A 23,451-nucleotide genomic window follows, 5' to 3' on the forward strand; every position below is an offset into this window, starting at 1 on the left:
AGCGCAGGCGTGCTTATAATGCCGACGACTTGCAGGGTGAAAAGTAAGACGGAGATGTCGGATGTTGCTACGTGGCCTGACCATGCTGGTGCTGTTTCAATTGCTCGGCACGGCGCTCAACCATTTGCTGTTACCGGTGCTGCCGGGGCCGATCATCGGCCTGCTGCTGTTGCTGGTATTCCTGATCATTCGCGGTGAAGTCGGCGAGCCGCTGAACCTGGCGGCCAGTAGCCTGCTGCGTTATCTGCCGCTGTTGCTGGTGCCGCCGGCAGTGGGCGTGATGGTTTATGCCACGGCCATTGCCGCCGATTTCTGGGCGATTGTCGGCGCTCTGGTGGTGTCGTTGATCCTGTCAATGGCCTTCGCCGGCGTGCTGATGCAGCGCATGGTCATACGTCACGCGCCACCGGCGGAGGAATTCTGATGCTCTTCGATTGGCACGGCGCCTGGGCGTCGGTGATTCACCATCCACTGTTCGGCATCGGCATTACCCTTGGCGCTTATCAATTGGTGCTGGCGGCGTTCGAGAAAACCCGCTGGATCTTTCTGCAACCGGTGCTGGTCTCCATGCTGTTGGTGATCGGAGTACTGGTCGGCTGTGGCCTGACGTACGTCGAGTACCGCAAGAGCACCGAGATTCTCAGTATTCTGCTCGGGCCCGCGACCGTGGCACTGGCGGTGCCGCTGTATTTGAACCTGCGGCGTATCCGGCAATTGTTCTGGCCGATTTTTACTACGCTGGTGATAGGCGGGGTGGTTGCCACGGGTATGGGCGTGGCGCTGGGCTGGTGGTTCGGTGCCGATCACATGATTCTGATGACCATGGCGCCAAAGTCGGTGACCTCGCCGATTGCGATGCTGGTGGCTGAACAGATCGGTGGTGTGGCAGCGTTGGCGGCGGTGTTTGTGCTGATCACCGGGGTGATCGGCGCGATCTTCGGCCCGACGCTGTTGAACCGCCTCGGTGTGCACAGCCCTGAAGCGCGCGGCATGGCGCTGGGCATGACCGCCCATGCGGTTGGCACGGCGGTGGCGATGCAGGAAAGTGATGAGTGCGGTGCCTTCGCGGCGCTGGCGATGAGTCTGATGGGCGTGGCCACGGCGGTGTTCCTGCCGTTGGCGGTGTCGATGGTGGTGTAAGGAAATGTCTATGAGTCTGCCGCTTTTTCCGCTGAACACAGTGCTGTTTCCCGGCTGCAACCTCGACTTGCAGATCTTTGAGGCGCGCTATCTGGACATGATCGGCCGCTGCATGAAACAGGGCGGCGGCTTTGGCGTAGTGTGCATCCTCGACGGCCATGAGGTCGGTGTCGCGCCAGAGGGTTTTGCGCTGGTCGGCTGCGAGGCGCGGATCACCGATTTCCAGCAGCAGGACAACGGCTTGCTGGGCATTCGCGTTCAGGGGGGGCGACGTTTTCATGTGTTGCGCACCGAAGTGCAGCGCGACCAGTTGATCCTCGCTGACGTCGAATGGCTCGACGATGAGCCCGAGCAACCGCTGCAGGACGAAGACGCCGATCTGGTGGCGCTGCTCAAGGCGCTGGCCGAGCACCCGATGGTCGAGGCGCTGAACATGGGCACCGATGCGGCCGGACAACAGTCGTTGGCCAATCAGTTGGCCTATCTGTTGCCCTTTGCCGAGGAAGACAAGATCGATCTGTTGCAACTCGACGACCCTCAGCAGCGACTGGATGCGATCCAGGCACTGCTTGACGAGTTGCAGGGTGAGTTGTTCGCTTAATCCCGAGGCGTTTGCGCAGGGTTGAGTACGGTCGCTGTCCATCCCCTGAGTCGGCGAGACGCCAAGGTGAGCTTCCAGATCTGGTCAAGTGCCTTGTGTGTAGTCGTAATCAGCGTGTCGCAGGTGCAACGCCGATCCTCAAATCCTCGACCCTTACTTTGCGCGCGCGATCAGCGCTGATGTGCCAGCTAGCGGTTTGTGCGTTGTAATGAATGTCTTGCGCTTCCCTGCCTTGCAGATAGATGTTCTTCACCGGTATTTCATCGTCGGACAACTCTTCCCGGTCTTTATGGTTGTTGATTTCCAGTGTTAGCGCTGCAATTGAGGAGTGAGCCATGGCGTCGACGGTGAACAGGCTGATGATCTCAAACAGGTTGTTGACCCTGTAGCAGTTGCCTGACACGAGGGCGACGTCAATTGTTTCAATAGGCAGGTCCGGATTGTTGCTGTCCGGCAAGTGAATATGAAGGCTGCCGACTTTCAGCAAGTTGCCATTGATCGACAGATGACTGCGCAAGACCGGTGTTTTCAGTTGCGCTGTATATAACGTCCAGGTCGATGAGCCGGACGCTCTTATATCCTCGTCGGCAGTGGACAGCCGAAGGGACATATTGTCGCTCGGATAAATATCGTAGTGTGATGAACGACCTTCCAGATGATAACTCCTGGCATGCGCTATCGATTGAAAGTCGATGCGTTGTGGCGAGTTTTTCAGCGTGAGTTTTTCAATGCGCGGTTTGATGAACATGTATTTGCCGGCACGCTCGCGCAGAGAAGCACGACTTTGCGCGACTTTATGGCCGGGATCTTTCGAGTCATCAAGGTAAGGAATTTGCGGAAGGTCTACTCGGTACGAAACACCGTCGCGCATCACCAGGATGAATTCGTGATTGATCTTCCAGGTATTTGCCAGGTGTCCAGCGGTCACGCTGGTTCTACTGTAAGGGTCTTCAACCATCCCGCCATGCAGCGATAGCAAGGTAACGCCGTCACGCATCAGCAGGGTGTAGTAGAAGTTCGGATAACTCAGCAGTTCAAAACCACCCAGTGTCGTCGACGTCACATCGTAGTGCGCTCTGACTTCGGTAATGTCCTGGCTGTCATGGTCAATATAGACGGTGCTCTTATTGATTTTGTCGTGTTTGGGCACATTCAGCGTTGCATGCGCGGTGTCGCTGGAAACGTAATAAAACGAATCGATATTGGCCGGCACGGTCTGGTAGTCATTGAGTACCCGGGGCGATTGTCTGGCTGTGCCCGGGCTCAGAATGATCACGTTGATCGGCTGCTCATCCAGCCCGGTGAGCGCGGCTGGACAGTCGGGCTGCAGGTAATAACCATCGGTGGTGATGAATGTCCATTTATCGTTGCGCAACACTCGCTGGCCATCGATGGTCTGGTAGACCGCTTCAAGGCTCAACTCCCGGCGCGGAAGGTAGGGCTCCTCGCCGCGCACTGACTCGATCACCAGGGCATGGTCACGGATGCGCCAGCTCTGGATGGACTCCAGTGCAACGCCCAGAGAAACCGTGCTGTGCGCCTGACCGTCTTCGATCAGGCTGACGGCCAGACTGTCGCGGTGGACCAGGTAGGTATCGCTGCCGGCGCCGCCGTCGACGGTGGCATGACTGCCACTAATGGTGATCTGGTCATCACCGCCACCGGCATTGATCTGATCACGGCCATTGGCGCCGATCACTTCTGCTTCGGCAGTGCCGCGCACCCGGTTGGATGCACCCTTGAGTGTTTCAATCTTCTCGAAGGAATCGATGTGGGAGTGCAGCACTGACGCCACTGCGGGATCGGTGGAGCGCAGGCCGAGTGCGCCGTTCTCCAGATCAATATCGTAGCCGGCGAACAACGGTTCTTGCATGCCGTGGCCCTTGCTGTGTTTGCCCTGCAGCCATAAGAGATCGGTGCCGGCGCCACCTTGCAAATGGCCGATTTCGCTGGCCACCGGAGCCCGGACACTGAGCGCCTCGCTGGCGGACTGGAAGGCGAAGGTGTCGTCCAGATCGCCGCCCTCGAGATGTTTCTTGCCCCAGCCATAGACGAAGGCGTTGGATTTGGCGGTGACGCCCTGGATCGTGTCGTCACCGCCCCCCAGGTGCCAGAGTATCCCTTTGTTTTTACCTGGATCGTTGCGCCCGAACGTGACCTGGCCATTGTTCTCGGGCAGTCCGTTGCGGGCGTCGAAGGTGTCATCGCTATCTTTCAAGGCAGCGACGTTGACCGTGGTATACGGTGACTCTCCGGCGGCCTCATCCCATGTGTACTTGTAGACTTGGGTCGGTTGCAGAGACGTGGAAACGCGACCGTTGACGATCGCCTCCATGGTGTCCTTCAGCTCATTTTCGAGCCACGCCACGCTGCGGCTTTTCAAGGCCACGAGATGGTCGTCATAGGTTTTCTGCAGCTTGAATCGATCCATGACCTCCTGATCCAGATCCTGACCGGTGAACGCGAACCAGCCCGAGCGTAAACGTTCGTGCACAGTCAGTTCGATGTAGTCGTCGATGTCATCCACGATGCGTGCAGCGGCGTAGATCTGCGCGCCGACAATCATGATCGCGGCGGCGGTAAGGCCGACCGGCCCGGCAAACTGAAATCCCATCAGCGTTGCTGCGCCGAGTGCCAGCGACAGCCCGGCGCTGAACACACTGAGCCCGCCGGTGACGTAAAGATCCTGGGCTTTTTTGCCTTCGGCACTGGCAGCGTCGCTGAATGATTTGACGGCCGTGTACACGTCAAAGGGCAGGGTGAGCGCGCTGGCGATCAGTCCCGAGCCGCGAACCAGTCGGCTGCCTGCCGTGGTTTTGCCGAACTGCTCGAACGTCAGGGCGCCATTGCGGATCATGCTTTCGCCGGTTTTTGTCAGGGCATATTCCAGTCCGAGTGAAGCGATCTCGGCCGCCGCGCCGCCGCCATTGATCGCCGCTTCATTCCAGTCACTGTTTTTCAATGCTTCTATCGTTCCTCGATAGGCACTGTACAAACCGTACATCTGCATGCCTGCGCCCATCGTGGTCATCGCACGGCTTTTGGTTTTATCGATCCAGCCGGGCATTTGATCAAGTTGTGAGGCGTCTTGTATTTCCACACGCTGCACGGCGTTCAGTACATTGCACACTTTGTTCATTGCCTGGGCGTGCTCGCCCGCCGACATTTTTTTCATCAGCGGGACAGCATTGTTCGAACGCAACGTTGCGATCTCGAACATCAGTGTTGAAACCAGGTGGCCATCCTGTTCAGTGGCCGAGAGCATGCGCGCAGTGACCTTGGCGGGATCGAGTTGCAGGCCATCGATAATGGCTTGATCGGCTTGCGCGAAATACAGGTTGGCGGGCGTGATGGTCTGCCCGTCGATAGTTGCCCCCAGCCGCATGAGTTCCTGGCGGGTGACGGCCACTGCCCCCAACCTCAATGGCCCGAACAGGTGGTCTACAGCCTTGAAGTCCGGAACGTTGGCTGAAACTTGTGAAGTATCAACACTTGTACGGTCTGGTAGTGCGCTGGAAGAGGGGGCGATATCGGTAATGGTGTAATGGGGAAGTTGCTTGTTGTGGTGCTTGGTTGTTTTTATTGAATCGCTCAAAAGTGGGTTTCCTGATTGCAGTCATTGTGTTTTGAACACGGTGAGATGCGTTCAATGTGGCACGGCGCGACTGCGCAATCAGTGGCTATTGTTTTGCTGTTTGTTTTGTCGTGTCTTGTATGGAAGTTGCTGTTGAATGTTTATTGTGTTCGCAAATTTTTTCAGGTGTAAAACCTGGACTTATTTGAAATGGACTTCATGGTTGTTGCGAGAACAAGGCTTTATGGTTGTCGTGCCCATTGCGGTTCAGGCAAGGGCACGACGACAGTCCTCGTCAGTAGGCGTAACGCAGCATGGCGTTCGGCAAATGGCGTAAGGCAAAGAATCCGAACAGCGCGACCAACGCTGGCAGCACCAGCCACCAGACCTTTTGCGGCATCGCACCCAGCGGCGCCTGGCGCTGGCTGAGCCACAGACTGGCCGCGCAGACGCACGTCGCCAACATCGCACCGGCCAGCACATCGGTCGGCCAGTGAGCGCCCAGATAGACCCGCGACAAGGCGATCGCCAGCGCCGGAATGCAGGCGAGCAACAGCCAGGTCAGGCGCATGCGCGGCGGCTGTCCGCGACCGGCGAGAACGGCGAGGGTCAGAAACAGGGCGAACGAGCCGGAAGCGTGGCCACTGGGCATGCTGTAGCTGGTCAGCGGGTCGGCCAGTACTTCCGGACGGACCCGGGCGAAGAACAGTTTGGTTCCGGTGTTGGCCAGCGCCGTGACCAGCAGCGTGCCGCCGGTGAAGATTGCCTGGCGCCATTGCCGACAGAGCAGCAACAAACCGGTAAGCAGGGCGCTGAACAGCAGCATGTTGCGAAATTCGCCGATCAGGGTAAACGTGACGGCGATTTCATCCAGCATCGGTTGCCGATGTTCCTGCACCAGCGTCATCACGCCCTGATCGAGGGCGGTCAGGTAGGGATAACCGATGAACAGGCCAATCAGAATCAACAGGCTCATGCTGCTGATCCAGATCGTCGCACGGCGGTGGCGGCGCAAACTGCTGTTGACGCTAAGGCCGACCATGGCGGCGATACTGCCGGCGACGATACCGGCTTCAAGCCAGAAACCTTCTGGCAAAGGCAGCCGGAAGGCCGCGCCGGTGGCCCAGCCCGGCAACAGATAGGCCAGGCTCCAGCCTGCAGCGGCCAACAGGCTGACGGCGGCGAAGCGCGGGAAAGGCATGTCGCACATGCCGGCAACCATCGGCAGCATAGGGCGCAGCGGGCCGATAAAGCGTCCGACCAACAGGCTGGCGATCCCATAGCGCTGGAAGTAGGTTTCGGCGCCGGCCATCCATTCCGGGTGATGGCGCAGGCCCGGCAGGCGCCGGATGTTCTGGTGGAAATGCCGCCCGAGGAAATACGAGATCACGTCGCCGAGAATCCCGCCGAGAAAGCCCAGCAACAGGGTTTCACTCAACGACAATGCACCGCTGCCGGCCAGCACCGCGATGGCGAACAAGAGCACCGTGCCGGGCACGATCAACCCGGCAATCGCCAGGCATTCAACGCAAGCCACGATGAATACCGCGATTGCCAGCCACTGTGGATTGGTCGCCAGCCACCCGGTCACGCTATCGAGCCATGGGCCCATACAGACAACTCCATCAAATCTTCAATTGGCCCGTGTGGGAGCGAGCCTGCTCGCGAAGAGGGTGTGTCAGGCGAAACAACGATGGCTGACCCAGCGCTATCGCGAGCAAGCTCGCTCCCCCAGGGAATTTCTTCTACTTCAAATCTGCTTCTAGCCTGGGCAATACAAAATAATCCTGGCCTTCGACCTGACCCCGGCGCAGCGGGTTCCGCGTACACCATTGGGCATAAGTCGCGTCAACGAAGCGGTACATCAGGTGTTCATCGCGGCCGTGGGGAATGCCCAGGCGCGTGGTTTGAATAATGTGCGCAGGCGCAGGCCCGGTGTCTTCCACCAGCAACACTTCATGGTCGAAACGCTTGGCGTCCCACACCGGCACCTTCAAGCCCAGTGCCTTGCACAATAACGTCTGGCCGGCGCAGAGCTTTTGCGACGGGCGCGGGCGACCCTGTGCATCAGGATTGTTCAGCAACATCTGCGCCAGACTCGCCGGTCCGCTGATCTCGTCGACCCACGGATAGGCGGATTTGATCAGTACCGCATTGCCCGGGCCCTGCGCACTGAAGTTCAGCGAATCACCGCCACGGGCGTAATACATATAGATGTGGCCGCCATCCAGAAACAAAGCCTTACGCTTTTCTGTGTAGCCAAGCGAGGCGTGGCTGCCTTTTTCCGCGCAGTAATACGCTTCGGTTTCGATGATCCGCGCGCTGAGCCACAGATCGCCGACCCGATGGCGGATGACTTTGCCGAGCAGATCCTGTGCGAGGACTTGGGCGTCGCGGTCGAAAAAAGCGTCCGCAAGTCCCCGTGGCAGGCGCTCGGCGCTGTTGCGAACGGTCAGGTTGGGCATGGCGGGCAAGGCTTATCCAGGCAGAAGAGGTCGGAATGATAACAATCCGAGGCTTAATTACGGCTGAAGATTGGCAATTTGTAGTCCATTTCGACCATCCGCCCGTCACCGCTGTTAGTCCCGGGACGCGACAGCTATAATCTGCCGCTTTCCTCTTTGCCAAGACCCCAGCAGACCATGACTGAGTCCGTTCTTGACTACATGACCCGATTGGGTCGCGCCGCCCGCGAAGCCTCCCGGGTCATCGGCCGTGCCAGCACCGCGCAGAAAAACCGCGCCTTGCAGGCTGCTGCCAATGCTCTGGACGCCGCTCGCGCGGAGCTGGCCGCAGCCAATGAACAGGATCTGGCCGCCGGTCGCGCCAACGGTCTGGAGCCTGCGCTGCTGGAACGTCTGGAACTGACCCCGGCACGCATCGACGGCATGATCGTCGGCCTGCGTCAGGTCGCAGCGCTGCCGGACCCGGTCGGCGCCATCCGTGACATGAGCTTCCGCCCGTCGGGCATTCAGGTCGGCAAGATGCGCGTGCCGCTCGGTGTGATCGGGATCATCTACGAATCCCGTCCCAACGTGACTATCGATGCCGCCAGTCTGTGCCTGAAGTCCGGCAACGCAACCATCTTGCGCGGTGGTTCCGAGGCGATTCACTCCAACCGTGCCATTGCTGCCTGCATTCAGCGCGGTCTGGCCGAGGCCGAACTGCCAGCTGCGGTGGTGCAAGTGGTGGAAACCACCGACCGCGCCGCCGTTGGCGCGATGATCACCATGCCCGAATACGTCGACGTGATTGTGCCGCGCGGTGGCCGGGGCCTGATCGAACGTATCAGTCGCGATGCCCGGGTGCCGGTGATCAAGCATCTGGATGGCATCTGCCACGTCTATGTCAGCGAGCACGCCGACCTGGCGAAAGCCCAGCGCATCGCCTTCAACGCCAAGACCTATCGTTATGGCATCTGTGGCGCGATGGAGACCTTGCTGGTCGATCAAACCGTAGCGAAGGATTTCCTGCCGTCGATGGCTGCTCAGTTCCGCGAAAAAGGCGTCGAACTGCGTGGTTGCGAGCGCACCCTGGCGATCATCGAGGCCGTGGCGGCCAGCGAAGACGACTGGAACACCGAGTATCTGGCGCCCATCTTGTCGATCCGTGTGGTCGATGGGCTGGACCAGGCGATCGAACACATCAATCATTACGGCTCGCACCACACCGACTCGATCGTCAGCGAAAACCTCGCCGACACCCGGCGGTTCGTGGCCGAAGTCGACTCGGCGTCGGTGATGATCAACACCCCGACCTGCTTCGCCGATGGATTTGAATACGGATTGGGTGCCGAGATCGGCATTTCTACTGATAAGCTGCACGCCCGCGGCCCGGTGGGCCTCGAAGGACTGACCTGCGAGAAGTACGTCGTGGTCGGTGATGGCCAGTTGCGCGGCCAGGCGACGGTCTGACTTGACCGACCTCGACCTGACAGCGCCGCAAACCGGCAGCGAATCCCGACCTCGGCGCATCGGCATCCTGGGCGGCACGTTCGACCCGGTGCACATCGGCCATTTGCGCGGTGGGCTGGAGGTCGCCGAGGCGTTGGCACTGGATGAGCTGCGCCTGACGCCCAGCGCGCGACCGCCACACCGTGATACGCCGCAGGTGTCGGCGCAGGATCGGCTGGCGATGGTTGAGTGCGCGGTGGCCGGAGTGCCGCCGCTGGTGGTAGACGCCCGCGAATTGCAGCGGGACAAACCGTCTTACACCATTGATACCCTGGAGTTGATGCGTGCTGAAATGCCCGCAGAAACCCAGGTTTTTCTGCTTTTGGGCTGGGACGCATTTTGCGGCCTGCCCACTTGGCACCGCTGGGAAGAGTTGCTCCAGCATTGCCACATCCTGGTGCTACAGCGCCCGGACGCCGACAGCGAACCGCCGGATGCCTTGCGCAACCTGCTGGCAGCGCGTTCGGTGAGCGACCCGCTGGCCCTGAAAGGGCCGAGCGGACAGATTGCATTCGTCTGGCAGACACCGCTCGCGGTTTCCGCCACCCAGATCCGTCAACTGCTGGCCAGCGGTAAGTCGGTACGTTTCCTGGTGCCCGACGCGGTCCTGGCCTACATCGATGCGCACGGTCTGTACCGTGCGTCGAACTGAACAAGGCGTGCTTCACTGATACGAATCACCGTATCCCTAGCCGCCGAATATACGAGCAAAACGAGTTTTATATGACTGACAAAGACCAAACCAAAGTAAAGCGCAAAGGCACATTCAAGAGCGCCCCGCTGCCAGAACCGGTCAACACCAATGAGCCGCTGAAGGGCGACGAACTGGTCAAGCTGGCTGTAGCCGCGCTGGAAGACGTCAAGGCGCAAGACATCCAGATCATCGATGTTCGCGACAAGCAGAGCATCACTGACTACATGATCATCGCCACCGGTACGTCCAACCGCCAGATCAACGCGATGCTCGACAAGGTTCGCGAAGAAGTCAAAAAGCAGGGCGCCAAGCCGCTGGGCGAAGAAGGCAAGGGCGACAGCGACTGGGTGCTCCTCGACCTGGATCTGGTGATCGTGCACATGATGACCGCCTCGGCACGTCAGTTCTACGACCTGGAACGCCTGTGGGCCGGAGCCGAGCAGAGCCGCGCGGCTGACGCCAAGCACCACAGCCCGGAAAACACCCACGAGCATTTCACCAAGCTCAACAAAGACCAGCTGTAAGGGATTGCTGTGCGACTGCGACTGATCGCCGTCGGTTCACGCATGCCCAAGTGGGTGGAAGAAGGCTGGCATGAATATGCCAAGCGTCTTCCGTCCGAGCTGGCGCTGGAACTGGTGGAAATACCGCTCAATACCCGTGGCAAGAATGCCGACGTGGCCCGTTTCATCCGCCAGGAAGGCGAAGCCATGCTGGCCAAGGTTGGGCAGAACGAGCGGATTGTCACGCTGGAAGTCCACGGCAAACCCTGGAGCACCGAGCAACTGGCGGTCGAACTCGACCGCTGGCGGCTGGATTCGCGCACGGTCAACTTCATGGTCGGTGGTCCCGAAGGGCTGGCACCGGAAGTCTGTGCCCGCGCGGATCAGCGCTGGTCGTTGTCGCCGCTGACGCTGCCGCACCCGTTGGTGCGGATCCTGATCGGCGAACAGTTGTACCGTGCCTGGACCGTGCTGTCCGGTCACCCTTACCACAAGTAAGCCTGCCCTCATGTCTCAGCCGATCCGCATCAAGGACCACGAAAAGGACGCACGTCTGGTGCGCAGCCGCGTCGTGTTCGGGGCCGTTGCGATCATGCTGTTGATCGGCGTGTTGATCGCGCGGCTGTATTACTTGCAGGTGATCCAGTACGAGTACCACTCGACGCTGTCGGAAAACAACCGCGTCCACGTGCAGCCGATTCCGCCGACTCGCGGGCTGATTTTCGATCGCAACGGCGTGGTGGTGGCGGACAACCGTCCCAGCTTCAGCCTGAGCATGACCCGCGAGCGTTCCGGCGACTGGCAGCAAGTGCTCGACGTCATCGTCGAAGTGCTGGAAATGACGCCTGAAGACCGGGTGATCTTCGAAAAGCGCATGCGTCAGGGCCGTCGGCCGTTCGAGCCGGTGCCGATCCTGTTCGAGCTGACCGAAGAACAGATCGCCCGGATTGCAGTGAACCAGTTCCGTCTGCCGGGCGTTGAAGTGGTTGCGCAACTGGTTCGTCACTATCCGCAGGGCGCGCATTTTGCGCACTCGGTCGGTTACATGGGGCGAATCAACGAGAAAGAGCTGAAAACGCTCGATCCGGTCAACTACAGCGGCACCCACCACATCGGCAAGACCGGCATCGAGCGTTTCTACGAGCCGGAACTGCACGGGCAGGTGGGTTACGAAGAAGTCGAGACCAACGCTCGGGGCCGCGTTCTGCGCGTGCTCAAGCGTACCGATCCGATTCCCGGCAAGGACATCGTCCTGAGCCTGGACATCAAATTGCAGGAAGCCGCCGAACTTGCGCTGGGCGGTCGTCGTGGCGCGGTGGTTGCGCTCGACCCGAAGACCGGCGAAGTGCTGGCGATGGTCAGCCAACCGAGCTTCGACCCGAACCTGTTCGTCACCGGCATCGGCTTCAAGGCGTACGCCGAGTTGCGCGATTCCATCGACCGGCCACTGTTCAACCGCGTGCTGCGCGGCCTGTATCCGCCGGGTTCGACGATCAAGCCAGCCGTGGCAATCGCCGGCCTCGATTCGGGTGTGGTGACAGCGTCGAGCCGGGTGTTCGACCCGGGTTATTACATGCTGCCCAACTACGATCACAAATACCGTAACTGGAACCGTACGGGCGACGGCTTTGTCGACCTCGACACGGCGATCATGCGGTCCAACGACACCTACTTCTATGACCTGGCCCACAAGCTTGGCATTGACCGCTTGTCGGCCTACATGAACAAGTTCGGTATCGGCCAGAAGGTCTCGCTGGACATGTTCGAAGAATCTCCCGGCCTGATGCCGTCCCGCGAGTGGAAGCGCGCGACCCGTAAACAGGCGTGGTACCCGGGCGAAACGCTGATTCTCGGGATCGGCCAGGGCTACATGCAATCGACTCCGCTGCAGTTGGCTCAGGCCACGGCGCTGGTGGCGAACAAAGGCGTGTGGAACCGCCCGCACCTGGCCAGATCCCTCGAAGGGGTGAAGCCGGTGGACGAAAACCCGATACCGGACATTGTCCTGCGTGATCCGTCGGACTGGGCCAAGGTCAACCATGGCATGCAGCAGGTGATGCACGGTGCCCGAGGCACCGCGCGCAAAGCCGCCATCGGCGCGCAATACCGGATTGCCGGCAAGTCGGGTACGGCCCAGGTCGTCGCGATCAAGCAAGGCGAGAAATACGACCGCTCCAAGGTTCAGGAACGCCATCGCGACCATGCCTTGTTCGTCGGTTTTGCCCCGGCTGACGATCCGCGCATCGTCGTCTCGGTAATGGTCGAGAACGGTGAGTCCGGCTCCGGCGTCGCCGCGCCGGTGGTGCGTCAGGTCATGGATGCCTGGCTGCTCGATCAGAACGGACGTTTGAAGGCCGAATACGCCAGCCCAATCAGTGCGGAGGCTACGGCCCGTGATGAATAATTTTGATCGCATGCTCTCCAGCGAGGATGTGATGCGTCGCCGCGCGACGCTGCTGCAAAGGCTGCATATCGATGGCCCGTTGTTGATCCTGCTGCTGATCCTCGCCGCCGGCAGCCTGTTCGTGCTGTATTCGGCCAGTGGCAAGAGCTGGGATCTGTTGGCCAAACAAGCCACGTCGTTCGGCATCGGCCTGGTGTCGATGATCGTCATCGCCCAGTTCGAACCGAGATTTATGGCGCGTTGGGTACCGCTCGGTTATGTGGTCGGCGTGCTGCTGCTGTTGGTGGTGGACATCATGGGCCACAACGCCATGGGCGCCACGCGCTGGATCAACATTCCCGGAGTGATCCGCTTCCAGCCCTCGGAATTCATGAAGATCCTGATGCCGGCGACCATTGCCTGGTATCTGTCCAAGCGTACTTTGCCCCCGCAGCTCAAGCATGTCGGCATCAGCCTGATGCTGATCGGTGTGCCGTTCATCCTGATCGTGCGCCAGCCTGACCTTGGTACTTCGTTGCTGATTCTCGCTGGCGGTGCGTTCGTGCTGTTCATGGGCGGCTTGCGCTGGCGCTGGATCCTCAGCGTGCTTGCCGCCGCTGTACCCGTGGCGATCGCCATGTGGTTTTTCATCATGCACGACTACCAGAAGCAACGGATCCTGACCTTCCTCGACCCGGAAAGCGATCCGTTGGGCACTGGCTGGAACATCATTCAGTCGAAAGCGGCGATCGGTTCCGGCGGCGTGTTCGGCAAAGGCTGGCTGCTCGGTACCCAGTCGCACCTGGACTTCCTGCCAGAAAGCCACACCGACTTCATCATTGCCGTAATGGGCGAAGAGTTCGGGCTGGTGGGCATTTGCGCGTTGTTGCTTATCTATCTTTTGTTGATTGGTCGGGGGCTGGTGATTACCGCTCAGGCGCAAACGCTGTTCGGAAAATTGCTCGCCGGAGCATTGACCATGACGTTTTTTGTTTACGTTTTCGTCAACATCGGTATGGTCAGTGGCCTGTTGCCGGTCGTAGGGGTGCCGTTGCCGTTCATTAGCTACGGAGGAACTTCGCTGGTGACACTGCTGTCAGCGTTTGGGGTTTTGATGTCGATCCATACCCATCGCAAGTGGATCGCACAGGTTTGAATAAGGTGAAGAGTTCAATGCAAGTAATGCGTGGCTGGGCGACTCGATGCGCGCCGCTGGTTGGCCTGATGGGCCTCCTCGGGAGCGTGCAGCAAGCGCTGGCCGGCGAATACGAAGGCTCGCCGCAGGTGGCCGAATTCGTCGGTGAAATGACCCGCGACTACGGTTTCGCCGGTGAACAACTGATGGGTGTGTTTCGCGAGGCGCAGCGCAAGCAGTCGATTCTTGACGCCATCTCCAAACCCGCCGAACGGGTCAAGCAGTGGAAAGAATACCGGCCGATGTTCCTCACTGACGCGCGTATTGCGCGAGGTGTGGACTTCTGGCGCCAGCACGAGGCCACGCTGGCCCGTGCCGAGCAGGAATACGGAGTACCGGCACAAGTCATCGTGTCGATCATCGGCGTTGAGACGTTTTTCGGACGTAATACCGGCAATTTCCGCGTAATCGATGCTTTGTCTACGCTGGGTTTCGACTATCCTCCCCGTGCCGAATTTTTCCGTAAGGAACTGCGTGAGTTCTTGCTGTTGGCGCGCGAAGAGCAGGTCGATCCACTGACCCTCAAAGGCTCCTACGCCGGGGCGATGGGGCTGCCACAGTTCATGCCGAGCAGCTTTCGCGCCTATGCGGTGGATTTCGACGGTGACGGCCATATCAATATCTGGAACAACCCGGATGATGCGATCGGCAGCGTCGCGAGCTATTTCAAGCGTCACGGCTGGGTTGCCGGTGAACCCGTGGTCAGCCGCGCCGATGTGCGCGGCGAGCAGGTCGATGAAGGCCTGACCACCGGCATCGAGCCGACGAAAACCGTCGGGGAGTTGCGAGCGCTGGGCTGGTCGAGTCATGATGCGCTGCGCGATGACATGCCGGTCACCGCATTTCGCCTCGAAGGCGACAACGGCCCTGAATACTGGATGGGCCTGAAGAATTTCTACGCGATCACGCGTTATAACCGCAGCGTGATGTACGCCATGGCCGTACATCAACTGTCTGAACAGCTGGTACAAGCACGGGGCGTCAAGTAATGCGGGCATTGCCTATCAATAAACCCCTGAAGCTGGTGGCATTCGCTGCGTTGGCGGTACTGGTCGCCAGTTGTTCGACCAGCCGTTCCCCGACTCAGAAGACATCCTCTACCGCTGTGCGAGCGCAGCCGGGTCTGGACATCAACCGTGCGCATAAAGATGGCGCGCCGTGGTGGGATGTCGATGTGTCGCGCATCCCCGATGCCACACCGACCCTGCACACCGGTCCCTACAAGGCCAACCCGTACACGGTGCTGGGCAAAACCTACTTCCCGTTGCAGGAGTCCAAGACTTACGTCGCCTCAGGCACGGCGTCCTGGTACGGCACCAAGTTCCATGGCCAGAACACCGCCAACGGCGAAGTTTATGACCTGTACGGCATGAGCGCTGCGCACAAGACATTGCCACTGCCAAGTTACGTTCGGGTGACCAACCTGGACAACAACCGCACAGTGATTCTGCGCGTAAATGACCGCGGCCCGTTCTATTCCGACCGCATCATCGACTTGTCTTACGCGGCGGCCAAGAAGCTCGGTTACGCCGAGAGCGGCACCGCGCGGGTCAAGGTCGAAGGCATCGATCCGCAGCAGTGGTGGGCCGCCAAGGGCCGTCCGGCGCCTTTGATGCTCAACGAGCCGCAAGTCGCGCAGAATAGCGCGCCGGTGATCACGGCTTCGGCCGGCACCGTCGAGCAATGGACCCCGCCGCCGCAGCAGCACGCCGCGGCCGTCGTGCCGGTTCAGCTCGACGCAAAAAAAAACGCTTCTGCAACAGCGTCTGGCCAGTATCTGCAGGTGGGCGCCTTCGCCAACCCGGACGCTGCAGAACTGCTGAGGTCCAAGCTCAGCGGGATGGTGAGCGCTCCGGTGTTCATCAGCTCGATCGTGCGCAATCAGCAGACCCTGCACCGGGTACGCCTGGGGCCGATCGGTTCGCCGGGTGAAATTGCCCAGGTGCAGAACAGCGTGCGCCTGGCCAACCTTGGTTCGCCAAGTGTGGTCACCGAGTAATACGTAGGACTTGATTGACGATTCACCAGCGATTGGGGGGTGAATCAGGTTGTTGGCTCGTCGAAGAACAAAAGCCCGGCAAGGGTGACTGGAGTGAGCAACTGAACACGCGATGGCTCGTCAGAAAGCCATCTGATTAAATTTTGCCTTAGGGCAGTTTCCATTAGCGATTTCGAGAGACGGATGAACATCACCACCTTTGCCAAACGCCTGTGTCTGCTAGTCCCGCTGCTCCTCTCGCCAGCCGCCTTCGCGGCCGAGATGATGCCATCGCCACCACAACTGGCCGCCAAGGCCTACGTACTCATGGATGCCAGCAGCGGCAACGTGCTGGTGGAGAACAACGGTGACCAGCGTCTGCCACCGGCCAGCCTGACCAAACTGATGACCGCGTACATTGCTACGCTGGAAATCCGTCGTGGCCAGATCGGTGAAAACGATCCGGTGACCGTCAGCGAAAACGCCTGGCGCACCGGCGGTTCGCGGATGTTCATCAAAGTCGGTTCGCAGGTGACTGTCAGCGACCTGCTGCACGGCATCATCATCCAGTCCGGCAACGACGCCAGCGTGGCGCTGTCCGAGCACATCGCCGGTAGCGAAGATGCATTCGCCGACCTGATGAACAAGACGGTTACCGATCTGGGCATGACCAATTCCCACTTCATGAACCCGACCGGTCTGCCGAACCCTGAGCATTACTCGTCGGCGCACGACATGGCGATCCTGGCCCGCGCGATCATCCACGAAGACCCGGCTCACTACGCGATCTACTCGCAGAAAGAGTTCTTCTGGAACGGCATCAAACAGCCTAACCGCAACCTGCTGCTGTGGCGCGACAAGACCGTTGACGGTCTGAAAACCGGTCACACCGATGAAGCCGGCTACTGCATGGTGTCCTCGGCTGTACGTGATGGCCAGCGCCTGATCGCCGTGGTGTTCGGCACCAACAGCGAAGTGGCTCGCGCCGCTGAAACCCAGAAGCTGCTGACTTACGGCTTCCGCTTCTTCGAAACCCAGACCTTCTACCAGAAGGGCACCGAACTGGCTCAGGCCCCGGTGTGGAAAGGCACCACCAGTCAAGTCAAGGCCGGCCTGGCTCAAGACCTGACCATGACCCTGCCAAAAGGCCAGCTGAAGAAGCTCGCTGCCAGCATGACCATGAACCCGCAACTGACCGCGCCAATCGCCAAGGGCGACGTGATCGGTAAAGTCGAAGTGAAGCTGGAAGACAAGGTGGTGCACAGCGCCGACCTGATCGCTCTGGACGCTGTCGAGGAGGGTGGTATCTTCCGCCGCATGTGGGATAGCATCCGTCTATTCTTCTACGGCTTGTTCAACTGATTTGTGTTGACCTGCATGGCCCCGCCCCGACTCGGAGCGGGGCCATGCGCGTTACCACGGCTTAAGAGGCCGTTACGCCATGACCGATACCGAAGTAAAGGCGCCAAAGATCGAATTTCCCCAGACTGATTATCCGATTAAGGTGATCAGCGACACGGGCGTCGGCCACAAAGACAAGATCATCGAAATCGTGAAAAAATTCGCGAAAATCAACGATGAGCGGGTCGATGAGCGTTCGAGCAGCAACGGCAAATACACCACTATTCAGTTGCACATCGTCGCGACCGACCAGGATCAGCTGTACAACATCAACAGCGAACTGCGGGCGACCGGCTTCGTGCACATGGTGTTGTGATGCCAGGCACGCTGGGCTTTCGTGAGCTCGGCCAGATGGCTTACGAGCCGGTCTGGCATGCCATGCAACGTTTTACCAACGAACGCGGCAGCGATGCCGCCGACGAAATCTGGCTCGTCGAGCACCCGCCGGTGTTCACTCAGGGCCAGGCCGGCAAGGCCGAACACTTGTTGCTGCCGGGAGATATCCCGGTGGTGCAGGTCGATCGCGGCGGGCAGGTGACCTACCATGGCCCTGGCCAACTGGTGGCTTACCTGTTGCTGGATGTACGCAAACTGGGTTTTGGCGTGCGTGATCTGGTCAGCCGCATGGAGCGTTGCCTGATCGAACTGCTGGCCAGCTACGGCGTGACCGCCGCAGCCAAGCCAGATGCTCCCGGCGTGTACGTCGATGGAGCGAAAATCGCTTCTCTGGGTTTGCGGATTCGCCACGGTTGTTCCTTTCATGGCCTGGCCCTGAACGTGGATATGAACCTGGAACCGTTTCGACGGATTAATCCCTGCGGCTATGCCGGGCTGGCGATGACCCAGCTGAGCGATCACGCAGGATCGATTGAATTTGCCGAGGTAAGTGCCCGGCTGCGTGCGCAGCTCGTCAAACACCTCGACTATGCTGAGCAGACGACCCTGACGGGCGGAATCGACTGATATGACTACTGATGCAGTGCAAACCATGATCCCGACGCTCGACGTGACCGAGCGCCCGGCCCCGCGTCCCAAGGTTGAAGCCGGCGTCAAGCTGCGCGGCGCCGAGAAGGTTGCACGCATCCCGGTAAAGATCATTCCGACCACCGAGCTGCCGAAGAAACCTGACTGGATTCGTGTACGCATCCCGGTTTCGCCGGAAGTCGACCGCATCAAGAGCCTGCTGCGCAAACACAAGCTGCACAGCGTTTGCGAAGAAGCGTCCTGCCCGAACCTGGGCGAGTGCTTCTCTGGCGGTACCGCGACGTTCATGATCATGGGTGACATCTGCACCCGTCGCTGCCCGTTCTGCGACGTTGGCCACGGTCGTCCGAAGCCACTGGACGTCAACGAGCCGCAAAGCCTGGCCATCGCCATCGCCGACCTCAAGCTCAAGTACGTGGTGATCACTTCGGTTGACCGTGACGACCTGCGTGACGGCGGTGCCCAGCACTTTGCCGACTGCATTCGCGAGATCCGCAAACTGTCGCCGAACGTGCAGCTGGAAACCCTGGTTCCGGACTACCGTGGCCGCATGGACGTCGCCCTGGAAATCACTGCGGCCGAGCCGCCGGATGTGTTCAACCACAACCTGGAAACCGTGCCGCGGCTGTACAAGGCTGCGCGTCCGGGTTCGGACTACCAGTGGTCGCTGACCCTGCTGCAACGCTTCAAGCAGATGATGCCGCACATTCCGACCAAGTCCGGCCTCATGCTCGGCTTGGGCGAGACCGACGAAGAAGTCATCGAAGTCATGAAGCGCATGCGCGAACACGACATCGACATGCTGACCCTGGGTCAGTACCTGCAACCGTCGCGCAGCCACTTGCCGGTGCAGCGTTTCGTGCACCCGGACACCTTCGCCTGGTTCGCCGAGGAAGGTTACAAGATGGGCTTCAAGAACGTCGCGTCGGGCCCGTTGGTACGTTCTTCGTACCACGCCGACGAGCAGGCCAAGCTGGTCAAGGCTGAGCTGCTGGGTTCCTGATCCCGCGCAGCGCCATAAAAATGCCCGCGAGGCTTTATGTCTGCGCGGGCATTTTTTTTGCCTGTCCTACGACAAGCGCTTACTTTTCCCGCAACCTGTGGGGCAACGAAGTCTCTTCTGTTTGTCCCCGTTCCTGACTACTGTGTGAGCATGATTTTACGCACGGAGATCCATGGATGACTGTTCGACCCACTCACACACTGTGTCCACACAGAGCCGTACCGGCGTTACCCTCGGAGGGTACGATCGGCGTTATTGCGCCGGCCGGCCCCGGGGCACTGGACACCGATAAGGCAGTGCAATGGATGCGCGCCCGGGGCTATGCACTGAAGGTGTTTCCCGGCGTCTACGCTAAGGAAGGCTATCTGGCCGGCAGCGACGACGTGCGGCTCAACGATCTGCATGCAGCGTTCGCTGACCCTGAGGTGGACGCGATCATCTGTCTGCGCGGTGGCTACGGTACGCCGCGACTGCTGGACCGGATCGACTTCGATCTGCTGAGCCGCCACGCCAAGCCGTTCATCGGCTACAGCGATATCACTGCTTTGCACTTGGCCATCAGTCGCTACGCAGGCTTCGTGACCTTCCACGGGCCGCTGCTCAATGCTGACCTGCTGGGCGACAAGGAGCCGCCGACCGTCACCTCATTCTTCGCCATGCTGCGCGGTCAACTGAAAACGGGCAGCGTGCTGAGCCATCCGGTGGCTTATCCGTTGACCACGGTCGAGCCCGGCGTCGCCCATGGGCGCTTGCTCGGCGGTAATCTGGCGATGATCGCTTCGACCCTGGGCACGCCATACGAGATCGATGTCGAAGGCGTGATTCTGCTCATCGAGGACATCAACGAGCCGCTGTATCGCATCGACCGATTACTGACTCAGATGCGTCTGGCCGGCAAGTTGGCGAAGCTGCGTGGCGTGTTGGTCGGGGATGTCGCGGGGGTGGATGTCGAGGCGCTGAACCGCTTGCTCAAACAGACTTTTGCGCCGTTGCGGATTCCGGTGCTGTCCGGTTGGCGCAGTGGGCATTGTGATCCGAACCTGACGTTGCCACTGGGTGCGCTGGTACGGCTGGATGCGGGGAAGAAGGAGTTGATGCTGGAGCAGGATGTGGTGATCAGACCGTAGAGGTTTATCGCCAGAGATTGAGTCTTCGAGAGCAAGCCCCCTCCCACAGTTGATCGCATTCCCATGGTGGAACTCGGTCAACTGTGGGAGGGGGCTTGCTCCCGAAAGCGGCATTAGCCATACGACAAACTGCTATTGGCTACGCAGGCTCTCAAGCAGCTTGTGCGTCGGATAGCCATCCGCCGGCCAGCCAAACGACTGCTGCGCGCTGCGAATCGCCTTGCGCGTGTTGGCGCCGATGATCCCGTCAGCCGTGCCCGCATCGTAGTTGCGCGCGCTCAGAAGGGTTTGCAGTTCGATACGTTCGGTGCGACTCAGCGGCAGGTCATCCTTCGGCCAAGTGCCGTTGATCAAGCCGCCGCCGTTGAACCGCTCGGACAGCAGGCTCACAGCCAATGCATATGACGACGAGTTGTTGTACTTGAGGATCGCCCGGAAGTTATCGAGGATCAGGAACGCCGGGCCACGATAACCGGCCGGCAGCAGCAGGGCGGCAGACAGCTGTTCGGAGCCCGCGGGCACTTGACCGCCATTGGGCAGGGTCACACCCAACTGACGCCATTCGGCAACGCTTTTACGAATCGCGCCATCTGCCAGCGTGAAGTTGAAGCTGCTCGGCAGTTGCACTTCAAAACCCCACGGCTGGCCGCGCTGCCAGCCGGAGCTTTGCAGGTAGTGCGCAGTCGACGCCAGGGCGTCGGCCGGGCTGCCCCAGATGTCGCGGCGGCCGTCACCGTCGAAATCCACGGCGTGGGTGTTGTAGGTGGTTGGAATGAACTGGGTCTGCCCCATGGCGCCAGCCCAGGAACCGAGCATTTTCTCCGGGGTAATATCACCCTGTTGCAGAATTTGCAGGGCAGCGATCAATTGTGCGTGGGCAAAGCCCGGGCGCCGTCCTTCATAGGCGAGGGTCGCCAGCGAATTGATCACCGACTTGCTGCCCTGGAACTGGCCGAAGTTGCTTTCCATGCCCCACACCGACACCAGTGCCTGACGATCAACGCCATAACGCTGTTCGATGCTTTGCAGAATGTCGGCGTACTGGTTGATCAGCGCCTGGCCTTTGCGCACCCGCAGCGGCGAGAGCGCACCATCGAGGTATTCCCACACCGGGCGGGAGAATTCCGGCTGACTGCGGTCGGCGCGGATCACGCTGGCATCGAAGCTGACATTGGCAAATGCACGATCAAACAAATCGGCGCGAATCCCGGCGGCGAGTGCGTCCTTGCGAAAGCCTGCCTGCCATTCGGCGAAGGTCTGGGTCGGCTGTAGATCGAGCGGGTCGGCGGACGGCACTACCGGCGGAATGATCGCTGGGGCTGTGGCGACAGGGGCTGCTTGAAGAGGTTGCGCGTCGGCGGCGGTAGGTTTTTCCGCACAGGCAACAAGCAGGATGAAACTTGTGGCAGCAACCAATTGGCGAACAGGCCAACGATGGGAAAGACAAAAGGGCATGCACAGGTCCAGAGGATACGAATCAGGTGCAGACCTTAACATGACCGGGGGGTACTGCGCTTCAGGCAGCCAGAAAGTAAGAAGCCTCCCAGCTGTCAGACTGGAAGGCTTCGCGGCGGTAGCTGCCTTTACCCTTGGTTGGTCGTTCCTGGCGACTGCGGAACAGGGGTTGGGCGACGATGGATTTGGCCTTGTTCGGGCCATGTTTCGATGGCTTTTTGCTCATAAGGGTTCTCTCGAGTGAGTGGGTTTTGCGGGGGGAATAATTTGCCGATGTCGGGCGTCTGTCCAGTGCCTGTTGTGTAGGAATGTTCTGACGCTTTCGCGAGCAGGCTCGCTCCCACATTTGGAATGCATTTCAATGTGGGAGCGAGCCTGCTCGCGAATGGCCGTTATGCGGTAAAACAGGTTATTCGGCGGGGAGTGTCAGACGTTGGCCAGCCATCAATAGTGCCAAGCGGCTCAGACTCATCCACGGCGACCCTGCCGCCTGGCCCTTGATCTGCGCATCGATGCGCTGAGCTTCGAGCAACAACTGCGCCCAGCGTTGCGCCGAGTAACGTTGCAGGGCTTTGCTCATCAACGGTTTGCGCTTGTCCCAGACGGGCGGTTTGGCTTGGCTGAAGCATTTGTCCAGCGGTGTGCCCTGGCTATATTGCAGCGAGATATTGGCCAGCAGGCGCAACTCCCGCGCCAGTGCCCAGAGAATCACTGGCGGTTCGACACCTTCACCGCGCAGCCCTTCGAGCATGCGCAACGCGTGAGCCGGTTCGCCGTTGAGCACGGCATCGGTCAGGCCAAACACATCGAAGCGCGCACTGTCCGCGACAGCGGCTTGCACGGTTTCGACGGTGATCTGGCCGCCTTCGGCCATCAGCTTGAGCTTTTCGATTTCTTGCGCCGCGGCGAGCAGGTTGCCCTCGACGCGTGCGGCAATCAGTTCGACGGCGTCCTGGCTGGCCGACAATCCGGCTTGCGACAAGCGCTGACGAATCCAGCTCGGCAACTGATTGGCATCCACCGGCCAGATCTGGATGAACTGGGTCTGCTGGCCTTCAACCAGCGCCTTGCCCCACTTGGTTTTCTGCGCACTGCCATCGAGCTTGGGCAGGCTGATCAGCAGCACGGTGTCTTCGGCGGGGCGAGAGCAGTATTCGATGAAGGCGGCAGCGCCCTTGTCGCCGGGTTTGCCTGAAGGCAGACGCAGCTCCAACAGACGCTTTTCAGCGAATAGCGACATGCTGGCGCCGGCCTGCAACAACGTGCCCCAATCGAAATTGGCATCGGCGGCGAAGACCTGACGTTCGTCGAATCCTTGCTGGCGGGCGGCACTGCGAATGGCGTCGGCGGCTTCCTGACACAGTAGCGGGTCATCGCCACTGATGATGTAGACCGGCGCAAGGGCGCTTTGCAGGTGTTTGCCGAGTTGGGCGGGAGCGAGCTTCATAAGAGCAATCGAA

At 60.1% G+C, this 23,451-nt stretch carries 22 protein-coding genes; 16 read left to right on the forward strand and 6 right to left on the reverse strand.

The features are described 5' to 3' along the window. Positions 1-61 precede the first annotated feature (61 nt). From ATI02_RS19690 to ATI02_RS19700, 3 genes are read left to right on the forward strand one after another with little or no spacing between them, the layout of a single operon-like run. Complete coding sequence (locus tag ATI02_RS19690) at positions 62-424, forward strand: CidA/LrgA family protein (protein ID WP_100847113.1); 363 nt, start codon at positions 62-64, stop codon at positions 422-424. Continuing rightward, positions 424-1,140: an LrgB family protein gene (locus ATI02_RS19695; protein WP_095188457.1), complete on the forward strand. Its 717-nt coding sequence runs from the start codon at positions 424-426 to the stop codon at positions 1,138-1,140. The genes ATI02_RS19690 and ATI02_RS19695 overlap by 1 nt, the downstream gene beginning before the upstream one ends. A 10-nt stretch (positions 1,141-1,150) precedes the next feature. After that, a complete protein-coding gene (locus ATI02_RS19700) occupies positions 1,151-1,741 on the forward strand; it encodes an LON peptidase substrate-binding domain-containing protein (protein ID WP_095188456.1) in 591 nt (196 codons plus the stop codon). A gap of 109 nt (positions 1,742-1,850) precedes the next feature. Here the strand turns inward: ATI02_RS19700 and ATI02_RS19705 are convergent, their stop codons facing one another. The 3 genes from ATI02_RS19705 to ATI02_RS19715 all read right to left on the reverse strand — a co-directional run bounded on the left by ATI02_RS19705 (position 1,851) and on the right by ATI02_RS19715 (position 7,780). Next, on the reverse strand, positions 1,851-5,150 hold the full coding sequence (locus tag ATI02_RS19705) for a hypothetical protein (protein ID WP_100847114.1): 3,300 nt from the start codon (positions 5,148-5,150) through the stop codon (positions 1,851-1,853). A 460-nt stretch (positions 5,151-5,610) separates the two neighbouring features. After that, positions 5,611-6,927, reverse strand: coding sequence for a bifunctional DedA family/phosphatase PAP2 family protein (locus tag ATI02_RS19710; protein ID WP_095188454.1), 1,317 nt, complete (start codon positions 6,925-6,927; stop codon positions 5,611-5,613). 133 nt (positions 6,928-7,060) lie between these two features. Then, positions 7,061-7,780, reverse strand: coding sequence for a DNA-3-methyladenine glycosylase (locus ATI02_RS19715; RefSeq protein WP_100847115.1), 720 nt, complete (start codon positions 7,778-7,780; stop codon positions 7,061-7,063). Between the two features lie 177 nt (positions 7,781-7,957). Between ATI02_RS19715 and ATI02_RS19720 the strand changes: the two genes are divergently transcribed. The 13 genes from ATI02_RS19720 to ATI02_RS19780 all read left to right on the forward strand — a co-directional run bounded on the left by ATI02_RS19720 (position 7,958) and on the right by ATI02_RS19780 (position 20,536). Next, positions 7,958-9,229: a glutamate-5-semialdehyde dehydrogenase gene (locus tag ATI02_RS19720; protein WP_095188452.1), complete on the forward strand. Its 1,272-nt coding sequence runs from the start codon at positions 7,958-7,960 to the stop codon at positions 9,227-9,229. Next, the gene (gene nadD / locus ATI02_RS19725; RefSeq protein ID WP_100847116.1) at positions 9,198-9,920 is read left to right on the forward strand and encodes a nicotinate-nucleotide adenylyltransferase; all 723 of its coding nucleotides are present in this window, start codon (positions 9,198-9,200) and stop codon (positions 9,918-9,920) included. The genes ATI02_RS19720 and nadD overlap by 32 nt, the downstream gene beginning before the upstream one ends. 71 nt (positions 9,921-9,991) lie before the next feature. After that, on the forward strand, positions 9,992-10,486 hold the full coding sequence (gene rsfS, locus ATI02_RS19730) for a ribosome silencing factor (RefSeq protein ID WP_016986117.1): 495 nt from the start codon (positions 9,992-9,994) through the stop codon (positions 10,484-10,486). A gap of 9 nt (positions 10,487-10,495) precedes the next feature. Next, positions 10,496-10,963, forward strand: coding sequence for a 23S rRNA (pseudouridine(1915)-N(3))-methyltransferase RlmH (gene rlmH, locus ATI02_RS19735; RefSeq protein ID WP_009051038.1), 468 nt, complete (start codon positions 10,496-10,498; stop codon positions 10,961-10,963). Positions 10,964-10,973: 10 nt separating this feature from the next. Then, on the forward strand, positions 10,974-12,869 hold the full coding sequence (gene mrdA / locus ATI02_RS19740) for a penicillin-binding protein 2 (protein WP_100847117.1): 1,896 nt from the start codon (positions 10,974-10,976) through the stop codon (positions 12,867-12,869). 31 nt (positions 12,870-12,900) lie between these two features. Then, complete coding sequence (gene rodA / locus ATI02_RS19745) at positions 12,901-14,004, forward strand: rod shape-determining protein RodA (protein WP_167394917.1); 1,104 nt, start codon at positions 12,901-12,903, stop codon at positions 14,002-14,004. 17 nt (positions 14,005-14,021) lie between these two features. After that, positions 14,022-15,032, forward strand: coding sequence for a lytic murein transglycosylase B (gene mltB / locus ATI02_RS19750; protein WP_100847119.1), 1,011 nt, complete (start codon positions 14,022-14,024; stop codon positions 15,030-15,032). Beyond that, positions 15,032-16,042 (forward strand): septal ring lytic transglycosylase RlpA family protein, encoded by a 1,011-nt coding sequence (locus ATI02_RS19755; protein WP_095188447.1) that lies wholly within the window; start codon positions 15,032-15,034, stop codon positions 16,040-16,042. Before mltB ends, ATI02_RS19755 begins: the two co-directional genes overlap by 1 nt. 183 nt (positions 16,043-16,225) lie before the next feature. Beyond that, the gene (locus tag ATI02_RS19760; protein ID WP_095188446.1) at positions 16,226-17,383 is read left to right on the forward strand and encodes a D-alanyl-D-alanine carboxypeptidase family protein; all 1,158 of its coding nucleotides are present in this window, start codon (positions 16,226-16,228) and stop codon (positions 17,381-17,383) included. A gap of 79 nt (positions 17,384-17,462) precedes the next feature. After that, positions 17,463-17,738 (forward strand): DUF493 domain-containing protein, encoded by a 276-nt coding sequence (locus tag ATI02_RS19765; protein ID WP_095188445.1) that lies wholly within the window; start codon positions 17,463-17,465, stop codon positions 17,736-17,738. Then, entirely contained in the window at positions 17,738-18,385 is a 648-nt protein-coding gene (lipB, locus tag ATI02_RS19770; protein ID WP_095188444.1) for a lipoyl(octanoyl) transferase LipB, read from the forward strand. The genes ATI02_RS19765 and lipB overlap by 1 nt, the downstream gene beginning before the upstream one ends. A 25-nt stretch (positions 18,386-18,410) precedes the next feature. Then, on the forward strand, positions 18,411-19,409 hold the full coding sequence (gene lipA, locus ATI02_RS19775; RefSeq protein WP_167394918.1) for a lipoyl synthase: 999 nt from the start codon (positions 18,411-18,413) through the stop codon (positions 19,407-19,409). A 176-nt stretch (positions 19,410-19,585) separates the two neighbouring features. Next, entirely contained in the window at positions 19,586-20,536 is a 951-nt protein-coding gene (locus ATI02_RS19780) for a S66 peptidase family protein (protein ID WP_095188443.1), read from the forward strand. Positions 20,537-20,668: 132 nt separating this feature from the next. On the opposite strand, the gene ATI02_RS19785 is transcribed toward ATI02_RS19780, so the two are convergent. The 3 genes from ATI02_RS19785 to holA form a co-directional block, all read right to left on the reverse strand. Next, positions 20,669-21,991, reverse strand: coding sequence for a lytic murein transglycosylase (locus tag ATI02_RS19785; RefSeq protein WP_100847120.1), 1,323 nt, complete (start codon positions 21,989-21,991; stop codon positions 20,669-20,671). A gap of 61 nt (positions 21,992-22,052) precedes the next feature. Beyond that, a complete protein-coding gene (gene arfA / locus ATI02_RS19790; RefSeq protein WP_016986126.1) occupies positions 22,053-22,217 on the reverse strand; it encodes an alternative ribosome rescue factor ArfA in 165 nt (54 codons plus the stop codon). A 183-nt stretch (positions 22,218-22,400) separates the two neighbouring features. After that, positions 22,401-23,438: a DNA polymerase III subunit delta gene (gene holA, locus ATI02_RS19795; protein WP_100847121.1), complete on the reverse strand. Its 1,038-nt coding sequence runs from the start codon at positions 23,436-23,438 to the stop codon at positions 22,401-22,403. Positions 23,439-23,451: the final 13 nt, after the last annotated feature.

It is taken from the genome of Pseudomonas baetica (genome assembly GCF_002813455.1).
Taxonomy (GTDB): Bacteria; Pseudomonadota; Gammaproteobacteria; order Pseudomonadales; family Pseudomonadaceae; genus Aquipseudomonas; species Aquipseudomonas baetica.

Coding starts and splice junctions, on each gene's coding strand:
- arfA (WP_016986126.1), bottom strand. CDS start 22,217: ATGAGCAAAAAGCCATCGAAACATGGCCCGAACAAGGCCAAATCCATC.
- ATI02_RS19700 (WP_095188456.1), top strand. CDS start 1,151: ATGAGTCTGCCGCTTTTTCCGCTGAACACAGTGCTGTTTCCCGGCTGC.
- ATI02_RS19780 (WP_095188443.1), top strand. CDS start 19,586: ATGACTGTTCGACCCACTCACACACTGTGTCCACACAGAGCCGTACCG.
- nadD (WP_100847116.1), top strand. CDS start 9,198: ATGGCCAGTTGCGCGGCCAGGCGACGGTCTGACTTGACCGACCTCGAC.
- ATI02_RS19715 (WP_100847115.1), bottom strand. CDS start 7,780: ATGCCCAACCTGACCGTTCGCAACAGCGCCGAGCGCCTGCCACGGGGA.
- ATI02_RS19785 (WP_100847120.1), bottom strand. CDS start 21,991: ATGCCCTTTTGTCTTTCCCATCGTTGGCCTGTTCGCCAATTGGTTGCT.
- ATI02_RS19720 (WP_095188452.1), top strand. CDS start 7,958: ATGACTGAGTCCGTTCTTGACTACATGACCCGATTGGGTCGCGCCGCC.
- rodA (WP_167394917.1), top strand. CDS start 12,901: ATGCGTCGCCGCGCGACGCTGCTGCAAAGGCTGCATATCGATGGCCCG.
- ATI02_RS19765 (WP_095188445.1), top strand. CDS start 17,463: ATGACCGATACCGAAGTAAAGGCGCCAAAGATCGAATTTCCCCAGACT.
- ATI02_RS19690 (WP_100847113.1), top strand. CDS start 62: ATGTTGCTACGTGGCCTGACCATGCTGGTGCTGTTTCAATTGCTCGGC.
- mltB (WP_100847119.1), top strand. CDS start 14,022: ATGCAAGTAATGCGTGGCTGGGCGACTCGATGCGCGCCGCTGGTTGGC.
- ATI02_RS19755 (WP_095188447.1), top strand. CDS start 15,032: ATGCGGGCATTGCCTATCAATAAACCCCTGAAGCTGGTGGCATTCGCT.
- ATI02_RS19710 (WP_095188454.1), bottom strand. CDS start 6,927: ATGGGCCCATGGCTCGATAGCGTGACCGGGTGGCTGGCGACCAATCCA.
- rsfS (WP_016986117.1), top strand. CDS start 9,992: ATGACTGACAAAGACCAAACCAAAGTAAAGCGCAAAGGCACATTCAAG.
- ATI02_RS19760 (WP_095188446.1), top strand. CDS start 16,226: ATGAACATCACCACCTTTGCCAAACGCCTGTGTCTGCTAGTCCCGCTG.
- holA (WP_100847121.1), bottom strand. CDS start 23,438: ATGAAGCTCGCTCCCGCCCAACTCGGCAAACACCTGCAAAGCGCCCTT.
- lipA (WP_167394918.1), top strand. CDS start 18,411: ATGATCCCGACGCTCGACGTGACCGAGCGCCCGGCCCCGCGTCCCAAG.
- mrdA (WP_100847117.1), top strand. CDS start 10,974: ATGTCTCAGCCGATCCGCATCAAGGACCACGAAAAGGACGCACGTCTG.
- lipB (WP_095188444.1), top strand. CDS start 17,738: ATGCCAGGCACGCTGGGCTTTCGTGAGCTCGGCCAGATGGCTTACGAG.
- ATI02_RS19695 (WP_095188457.1), top strand. CDS start 424: ATGCTCTTCGATTGGCACGGCGCCTGGGCGTCGGTGATTCACCATCCA.